This window comes from Zhongshania sp., from assembly GCF_029212375.1.
Classification (GTDB): domain Bacteria; phylum Pseudomonadota; class Gammaproteobacteria; order Pseudomonadales; family Spongiibacteraceae; genus Spongiibacter.
In genome coordinates this window covers 201,774-210,713 of record NZ_JARGNU010000007.1, presented here as the reverse complement: position 1 = coordinate 210,713, position 8,940 = coordinate 201,774, and the positions used below count along the sequence as shown (strand labels likewise).

The window sequence follows — 8,940 nt, the reverse complement described above, 5'->3', positions numbered from 1 at the left end:
CAGACAGTCACCTGAACGCCCTACATCGTCATTCTGAACTTGATTCAGAATCTGGTGCTACGAAGCTGCTTGCGTGCCGCCCGATGAGATACCGGATCAAGTCCGGTATGACGACATTCAGACAGTCACCTGAACGCCCTACATCGTCATTCTGAACTTGATTCAGAATCTGGCGCTACGAAGCTCCTTGGGTGGTGCCCGATGAGATACCGGATCAAGTCCGGTATGACGGTTTTTAGGCAACTATCCTGAACTCCCTGTCATTCTGAACTTGATTCAGAATCTGGTGCTACGAAGCTCCTTGGGTGGTGCCCGACGAGATACCGGATCAAGTCCGGTATGACGATATTTAGGCAACTATCCTGAACTCCCTGTCATTCTGAACTTGATTCAGAATCTGGTGCTACGAAGCTGCTTGCGTGCCGCCCGATGAGATACCGGATCAAGTCCGGTATGACGACACGTTCAGGGCTCTCTACATAGGCATTCTGAACGCCCTACACCGTCATTCTGGACGCCCTACACCGTCATTCTGGACGCCCTACAGCTCGTTCAAGCTTTTATCTTTTTCGAGCTGATAACTTTTAAGGTCTTCGGCTAGGAGTAAATTACCTTGGTAGTGCTCTCGCGCTTCGCTAAATAACTCTGCCACGCTGTGGGTTTTGGCTTTCTTTGAAGGGTCTTTGCGGTAGCGTTGGCTGAAGTGAGTCAAGATAAGATGGGGCAAAGCTGCGGCTGCCGCGGCTTTTGCTACCATCGCCGCCGTGCTGTGCATGTATTGCGGGCCGACCTTGGCAAGAATGTCTTCGGTGAAGGTGGCTTCGTGTATTAGTAAATCACTGTCTTGCAGGGCTTCACTTAGAAGATCGGGCTGGTCGTTATCGCCACCCACCACAATTTTGCGAGCCGGCCATGCTGGGCAACAAACCGCGGCCGCGGCAACACGTTCGCCGCTCTCAAGGTATATATCATCACCTAATTGCAGTTGATGCCATAAAGGCCCGCGGGGAACACCTAAGGCGTCGAGGGCGGCTTCGTCGATGTGATTCGGCGGAATTTCTTTGATGTGGTAGGCAAAGCAGGGCACACGGTGCGACATGGCGATGGCGCTAACCTCAACATGGCCGTCGTTATAATAAAAGTTAGGCGCATCGCTGCGTACAAAATTGAGGGGGAAACGTAGATTATGTACGTCGGTATGCGCAAAGGTGGCAAGCACATATTGTTCGATACCATCGGGTGCACAAATAGTTAATGCGGCAGTGCGACCACTCATATTGGCACTGGCAATTAAACCCGGTAGGCCGTAGCAGTGATCGCCGTGAACATGGGTTACAAATATGGCTTTCAGCTTGGCACTAGAATGGTGGCTACGCAGCAGGCGATGTTGGGTACCTTCACCGCAGTCTACTAAATACCAGTCTCGGCTATCGCCTGCATTTAAGGCGAGTGCGGTAACGTTACGCTGCGCCGTTGGCGTGCCGGCACTAGTGCCTAAAAATGTAAAACGCATAGGATATGAGTTAAAACTCCGTGTTTATGCCATACATTGTGAATTAAGTAGGCCGGTGTTGCTTGAGTATTTCTAGGGTATTTGCCGACGGCTTGGCTTCGAGCATCGCGGTAATACTGTCAATAAGGTTGCTGGCCATAAAGTCGGTGGCGCCAATCATGGTGGCGTAATGCCCGTTGGTGCGCATTCGTGCATGATCTGAAATACCGTGAAATGCGAGTACATTCATGAGCAGTACCCGCTGCTGCGCAACCTCGGCCGGCAGATGTGTGAGCTGTGTGAGAGCTAACTTCACGAGTTTATTTTCCCTCGGTAAATCTAACGGATGCTTATCTGGCAGAGTGTAACCAAAGGTGTTGCAGGCAATTAGTTCGGCGCTAATATGCAAATAGGCCTCACCGCCGTTGGGGTCTTGCAATTTTTCAAGCAAGGGCTGAACAAGCGCAGTGGCCAGCAGCCGCGCTACCGGTAACGTAGTGCTCAGCAAAGTATCGATTAAGGCTGCCCTGCTGGCAGCCACACTGGGGCTATGCTTGTCGAAAATGGCCTGCAATAAGCCAGTTTTGCTGCCGAAGTGATACTGCACCGCATTGCGATTGCTTTGTTTGGCTTCGCGCGTAATGGTATTAACCGAAACAGCCTCGATGCCCTGTTGGGCAAATAGTTGCTCGGCCGTAGAAATCAACACTTCGCGGGTGCGTAGGCTGCGGCTATCTTTTACATCAGTCACGGTCATTGGGTAAGTACATCTTAATATTTTCAATTAATCTTACGCTAAGTGATTGACAATATTAGCAAAGAATCCAAAGCAATAAACTAATTAACCCTCTACCCAAACTCATAAAGCGTAGAAAGCTCTCTTGAGCATAGCTGCCAATTGCCAAAATTGCCGCTAGACCTGATCCGGCATCCAGCGGGGTTGGCACCAAAGCAGAAACAACCGTCATACCGGACTTGATCCGGTATCTCATTGGGCGGCAGTGAGCTGGTTCGGTGGTATTGGATTCTGAATCAAGTTCAGAATGACGGTGTAGGGAGTTCAGGATGACGATGTAGGGCGTTCAGAATGACGGCGCAGGGAGCGCAGGATGACTGCCTTATGTCGTCATACCGGACTTGATCCGGTATCTCGTGGGGCGGCAGCGGGCTAGTTCGGTGGCATTGGATTCTGAATCAAGTTCAGAATGACGGTGTAGGGAGTTCAGGATGACGATGTAGGGCGTTCAGAATGACGGCGTAGGGAGCGCAGGATGACTGCCTTATTCGTCATACCGGACTTGATCCGGTATCTCGTGGCGCGGCAGCGGGCTAGGTCAGTGGTGCTGGCTCGGTGCCACTGGTGCCTGAATCACCTTTAGAATGGCTGTCGTACTCAACGTTGGCAGCGTCGACAAAATACGGTCGTCCGTTGCGCGATGCGAATTTCGCTTAATTCTTTCATGCAGGTCCAGCAGGGTTGACCGCCGCGGCCGTAAACTTGCAGTTCTTGTTTAAAATAGCCGGGCTTACCATCGCCGCCAACAAAGTCTTTAAGGGTGGTGCCGCCTTGGGTAATGGCCTTGGCTAGGACGTCTTTTACCGCCTCAACTAAACGGGAGTAACGCGCCAAGCTGATGCTGCCCGCCTCGCGAGTTGGGCTAATGCCGGCCATATACAGCGCTTCGTTGGCGTAGATGTTTCCCACCCCAACCACCACATGGGCATCCATTAAAAAGCTTTTAACCGGCACGGTACGCTTGCCGGCGCGTTTAAACAGATAAGCTGCATTAAATTCTTCAAGCAAGGGCTCTGGCCCAAGCTTGGCGAGGAGTTTATGACTGGCGACATCGTCGCCTTCCACCCAAACAACCGCGCCAAAGCGGCGTGGATCGGTATAACGCAGGATTTGCCCGTCGTCTAGGCGCCAGTCCAAATGATCGTGTTTGCCTATTGGCGTGTCGGCGCTAGTAAAATAAAGCCGCCCCGACATGCCTAGGTGAATAAGCAGGTGGCCGGTGGCAAGGCGAATCAATAAATACTTGGCGCGCCGCTCTACCGAGAGTACTTCTTGGCCGCAGAGGTGGTTCGCCAATTCCGAGTCGACCGGCCAGCGCAGGCGAGGATCACGAATGATGACATCACTGAACACGCGGCCAATTAAATGCGGAGAAATACCGCGCTTGACGGTTTCAACTTCGGGCAGCTCGGGCACGGGGATTCAATCCTAATATTAACGACAAAACTAAAGCGAGGATTGTAGCCTAAGGGCAAGCTACAAACCCAGCGCAGCCTCTAGGCCGTAAAAACATGACATCATCCAATTAACTGGCGACAATAAGCAAAATTTTGCCGCGAGGGCTTATGCCTCCACACTCTCACCCCCCAAGCCAAACGCCTGTTAACGTCGCCTACCTTGGTGTAGACACTGGCGGCACCTTTACCGACTTTGTACTTTTTCAGGGTCAGCAGGTGCGCAGCTACAAATGCCCGTCCACCCCCGCCCAGCCCGAGCAGGCGATTCTCAGCGGCATTCAAGCCTTGGGCTTAAATGCGTTAATAGCCGCTGGCCGATTGCTTGTGGTACACGGCTCAACTGTGGCGACCAATGCCGCGCTTGAGGGCAAAGGCGTGCGCACCGTGTTTATCAGCAATCGGGGCTTTGGCGATATGCTCACCATTGGTCGGCAAACCCGAGCGGCCCTCTACGATTTGCGGCCCGCCGCCAAGGTGGTGCCGGTACCTCGTGAGCTATGTTTAGAAACCGGCGGCCGTATCGGCGCCGATGGCAGCCTTATCGAGCCCCTGACCCCAGACGATATCGCCGCGCTTCAAGCCCAGCTGCAGCAGTTAAAGCCCGAGGCAGTTGCAATAAATTTATTATTCTCGTTTATCGATGACAGCTTTGAAAAAGCCCTTGTAGAGGCCATGCCAGACGGCGTGTTTGTGTCGCGCTCCTCAGAAATTTTACCCGAGTACAAAGAGTACGAGCGCGGCATGGCCACTTGGCTTAATGCTTGGTTGGGGCCAAAAGTCGCCGCGTATTTAGGACAATTACAGGCAGCACTGAAGACCACCCCGTTATCGGTAATGCAATCGTCTGGCGGCACCACCGACGCCGCCAACGCGGGCCTGCGAGCGGTTAATTTACTATTATCCGGCCCTGCTGGTGGATTGGCCGCAGCAAAACAACTTGGCGACAGTATTGGCCAGCCGCGCTTGCTGAGCTTTGATATGGGCGGCACTTCCAGCGATGTTGCGCTGATTAACGGCGACATTAAACTCACCAACGAGGGCAAAATTGGCCCTTATCCGGTAGCGGTACCAATGGTGGATATGCACACCATTGGCGCTGGCGGCGGGTCACTCGCTTATCTGGACGAAGGCGGCATCTTGCGGGTGGGGCCACAATCGGCCGGCGCCGACCCCGGTCCCGCCTGCTACAACAAAGGCGGGCTTGCCGCCACCGTAACCGACGCCAATATGGTGCTGGGCCGTTTGCCCGCCAGCGCCAAACTCGGTGGCAGTATGCCCTTGAGTCTTGACGCCGCCCGCAACGCCGTGGGCATGCTTGCCACACAATTGCAGCTAAGTATTGAAGAAACCGCAGCGGGCATTATCGACATTGCCAATGAACATATGGTGCGCGCGCTACGAGTGATTTCGGTGCAGCGCGGCCACGACCCCGCCGATTTTAGCCTGTGCTGTTTTGGCGGCGCAGGTGGCCTGCACGTATGCGCCCTTGCCGAAGCATTGGGCTGCACCGAGATTATTGTGCCCAATTACGGCGGCGTATTTTCGGCCCTTGGCATGTTATTGGCGCCGCGTGAAAGGCAATTATCGCGCACCCTCAATACCCCGCTCACGGAAATAAGCAACGAAGAAATAGAAACAGCATTGAACGGTTTAGCGACAAACGGCCGCGAGCAATTACTTAAGGAGGGGGTTCATGCCGCCCAGATTAGCGCCAGCCCCAGCGTTGATCTGTGCTATGCCGGCCAATCGTATACCTTGAATCTGCCCTGGCAGGCCTCGCTACCCGCACTTGGCGAAGCATTCCACCAAGCCCACGCCCGCCGCTACGGCCATCGCCTTGAGCTGCCCGTGCAGCTCATTAATATTCGCCAAGCCCTGCGCGCACCAAGCAGCGTACCCGCACTACCAACCATAGTGCCCCGCGCTCCCGCCGCAGCCATCGATATGCCACTAGTTGTGAGTGATAGCGGCGCTGGCCGCGCAGTACCCCGCTATGAGCGCGAGCAATTGGCTAGCGGGCAGCGCATAATCGGCCCAGCGCTCATTAGCGAAACCGTGGCCACCACGTGGCTAGCCGAGCACTGGCAAGGAGAGGTAGACCCACAGGGGCACTTATTAATACGTCGCATTATGCGTAGTGATACCCATGACAGCACAACGCCAATACCGCTACAGTGAGAACCTTAGCGGCTAATTAATAACAGGTTTTATATGACGGAGAATTCGACCAACCATCCGCTGTTTGACCGCGGCATTAGCCATGCTGGACTCAAACAGGTGCGCGATCGTTTTCACAATCTTAATCGCGAGCGTCTAATGCGCACCCGCACCGCGCTACTGCCGCGCCAGCAAATTTTTCTGGATTTACTGCCCCTATTAATCCACATCAACCACCCCATTTTGCCAGGTTATAAGAGTGCCCACACCCCTTGCGGCATAGACAGTTACACCCCCGACGAGCTTACCCTAGGGCGAATGCGCACCAATATTGCGCGCAGTGTGCAATACCGGCAAGACGAGCAGGGTCCGCCGCAGATCCACAGCATTTTTTTAATGGGCTCCTGCGGCACCGTTGCCCAAGCCGAAGACTCTGACCTTGATGTTTGGCTCTGCCACCGCAGCGACATCGACGATTTAGGTTTGCAGCGTTTATACAATAAAGCCGGCGCCATTTCTGACTGGGCGCGCAGCCTCGGCTTGGATATTCACTTTTTCTTAATGGACAGCGAGCAATTCCGGCGCGGCCAGCGCGACCGACTCAGTGCGGAATCGGCGGGCACCAGCCAGCATTATTTATTGCTCGACGAATTCTACCGCAGCGCCCTGCTCGTTGCTGGTCGCTATCCGCTGTGGTGGTTGGTGCCGCCCAGTGAAGAAGTAAATTATCGCGAGTACACCTCGCTGCTGCACGCAAGGGGCTTTGTGGGTCCCAGCGAATCCATCGACTTTGGTGGGGTATCAGACATTCCCGCAGGCGAATTTATTGGCGCCGGCGTTTGGCAGTTATACAAAGCAATTAGTTCACCCTATAAATCCGCGCTAAAACTTTTGTTAACCGAAGCCTATGCGCGTGATTACCCCAATGTAATACCGCTGTGCATTGATCTTAAGCAGGCGATTTACAACGGCGAGGTCAGCGCCGACGACGTTGACCCCTATATTATGGTCTACCGCCGCTTAGCCAATTATTTAAATGCCCGCAACGAATTTGACCGCCTTGAGCTGATTCGCCGCGCATTCTATTTCAAGGTGGGTATACGCCTATCACAGACTGCCAGCAGTGTTGCGCCGTGGCGACGAACGCTTTTAGAAAGCCTTATTGCCGAGTGGCAGTGGCCTACAGAGCAGCTCTTAAATTTAGATACCCGCAGCCGCTGGAAAATTCGCCGCGTAAGGGAAGAACATCGCTTTTTGGTAGCAGAACTTACCAATAGCTACCGGTTTTTGCAGGACTTTGCCCACCAAAGTAATAGCCCAGCACTAATTAAATCCCAAGAAATGACCCTGCTCGGTCGCAAACTTTTTGCCGCCTTTGAGCGCAAGCGCAACAAAGTGGAATGGCTAAATCCCGGCATAGCCCCAGACGTGTCTGAGGAGCAATTGTTTTTTCACACCCAAGGTTTTGGTGAACAGCGGCGCTGGGCTGTTAGCACCAGCGCCCGCCACGACTTTGAGGCCGACGCCATTTTGCAAGAGAACGACCATCTTAGCGGCTTGCTGTGTTGGTGCTTTTGCAATGGCCTTATTAACGACTACACTCGCCTGCGCATAAACGGTCGCCAAGACGGCGTCTCTGAAAATGATCTACGTAAAATGGCAACACACTTGAGCAGCCACTTGCCCCGCAAAGCCTTTGCTGCCGACCCACAAAAACACGAAGCCTTTAACCGGCCGAAAGTACCCGAAGCGATGCTGCTCTATATCAATCTAGGGCAAGGCGCGCTCAGCGCCTTAGGTGCCGCGGGCTTGGCGCGGCACAATAGCAGCTACTCCATCAGCCACATTGAAATTGTATTTATTAATAGCTGGGGCGAGGTTTCCTCACACGCATTTAGTGGCGCAGAGGCCATACTCGATGCCTTTCGCGCCTACCAACAACTCATGCTGCTCGCCGCTCGAGGAAGCCAACAACCGCTGATCGACGCAATTTGTTTTAATGATCCAGAGCAAAAGCTGCGTAAACGCATACGCCATTTGCCAAGATTATTGCACCGCGCGTTTTACGCCAAACCCAAAAATAAACGCCTTATTATCAAGCTCGGCAACGGCTTTCATATTCTGCAAACCGAAAATGACGAGCTGCGCAGCATTCACGCTCACGGCTACTCCACCTTAATTCAATGCCTCGGCCGAGGCCAAAGCAGTTACAGCCCCCTGCTGATCGACCGCTACTGCGCGCCAAACTCCGCACTCGCCAGTATAGTGGCCACCGCTAATAGCCCAGACTGCTATATATTCTTTCACCGCCGCGATGATTTCGCCGACCTCTTCGTGCGCGACGAGCGCGGCTCACTGCACTACAGCACCGCCGCGTTTGCGAATGTGGCTCAACTACTGCTGCCGTTGCTGACTTTTTTGCAGCGCTGCCGACAAGAGCAGCAAAGCAGTCATCAATTTCGCTTGTTTGAATTACACCAACAAGACAATAAATGGCGCAGCCAAGCCCTCGACGCCAACACACTCAGCGACAGCGCCGACATGAACACCATCCACGACACAGACCTAGAAGCCATCGGCCATCCCGACGAGCAGGGCCGCCTAGTGTTTGATATGCGCTACCAAGACCAAGTATTCCTATACGCAAAAACCGGCCCCGCGCTGTTTGACGAAGTCGCCAGCCAATTGCTACTGCAAGAAACTCAGCCCACTCACTACCAATTAGACGCGATGGACCTAAGCGCCCTACCCCCGCAGCAGACTAGTGTTTACCTGCGCTATAAACAGCATATTGAAGAAATGCTGAATACCTCGGTGTTGTCGCAGTAGAGTGTTGTCGCAGTAGGGTTTTGGGAGAGACAGTGGGGAGACGCTTGACGGGCGAGGGTAAACACCGAGCAGGCCGGCTTACAGCCGCCCCCTACGTAGGCATTCTGAACTTGATTCAGAATCCGGTACCACTGAACCGGTTCACGGCTACCCCACCAGATGCTGGATCAAGTCCAGCATGACTGCATTTTTGAGTCTCTACCGCGCCC

Annotated in this window: 5 protein-coding genes; 2 read left to right on the top strand and 3 right to left on the bottom strand. The window is 53.8% G+C overall.

Annotation, left to right across the window (positions count from 1 at the left end):
- Positions 1-541: 541 nt before the first annotated feature.
- From P1U47_RS09800 to mutM, 3 genes are all read right to left on the bottom strand, one after another.
- Positions 542-1,513 (bottom strand): ribonuclease Z, encoded by a 972-nt coding sequence (locus P1U47_RS09800; protein WP_301028628.1) that lies wholly within the window; start codon positions 1,511-1,513, stop codon positions 542-544.
- 43 nt (positions 1,514-1,556) lie between these two features.
- Positions 1,557-2,249, bottom strand: a complete 693-nt coding sequence (locus P1U47_RS09795; RefSeq protein ID WP_301028626.1) for a helix-turn-helix domain-containing protein — start codon at positions 2,247-2,249, stop codon at positions 1,557-1,559.
- A gap of 636 nt (positions 2,250-2,885) precedes the next feature.
- Positions 2,886-3,704, bottom strand: a complete 819-nt coding sequence (mutM, locus tag P1U47_RS09790) for a bifunctional DNA-formamidopyrimidine glycosylase/DNA-(apurinic or apyrimidinic site) lyase (protein WP_301028625.1) — start codon at positions 3,702-3,704, stop codon at positions 2,886-2,888.
- A 149-nt stretch (positions 3,705-3,853) separates the two neighbouring features.
- Between mutM and P1U47_RS09785 the strand changes: the two genes are divergently transcribed.
- A complete protein-coding gene (locus P1U47_RS09785) occupies positions 3,854-5,923 on the top strand; it encodes a hydantoinase/oxoprolinase family protein (RefSeq protein WP_301028624.1) in 2,070 nt (689 codons plus the stop codon).
- A 33-nt stretch (positions 5,924-5,956) separates the two neighbouring features.
- On the top strand, positions 5,957-8,731 hold the full coding sequence (locus tag P1U47_RS09780; protein ID WP_301028623.1) for a class I adenylate cyclase: 2,775 nt from the start codon (positions 5,957-5,959) through the stop codon (positions 8,729-8,731).
- Positions 8,732-8,940: the final 209 nt, after the last annotated feature.

Coding starts and splice junctions, on each gene's coding strand:
- P1U47_RS09780 (WP_301028623.1), top strand. CDS start 5,957: ATGACGGAGAATTCGACCAACCATCCGCTGTTTGACCGCGGCATTAGC.
- P1U47_RS09785 (WP_301028624.1), top strand. CDS start 3,854: ATGCCTCCACACTCTCACCCCCCAAGCCAAACGCCTGTTAACGTCGCC.
- P1U47_RS09795 (WP_301028626.1), bottom strand. CDS start 2,249: ATGACCGTGACTGATGTAAAAGATAGCCGCAGCCTACGCACCCGCGAA.
- P1U47_RS09800 (WP_301028628.1), bottom strand. CDS start 1,513: ATGCGTTTTACATTTTTAGGCACTAGTGCCGGCACGCCAACGGCGCAG.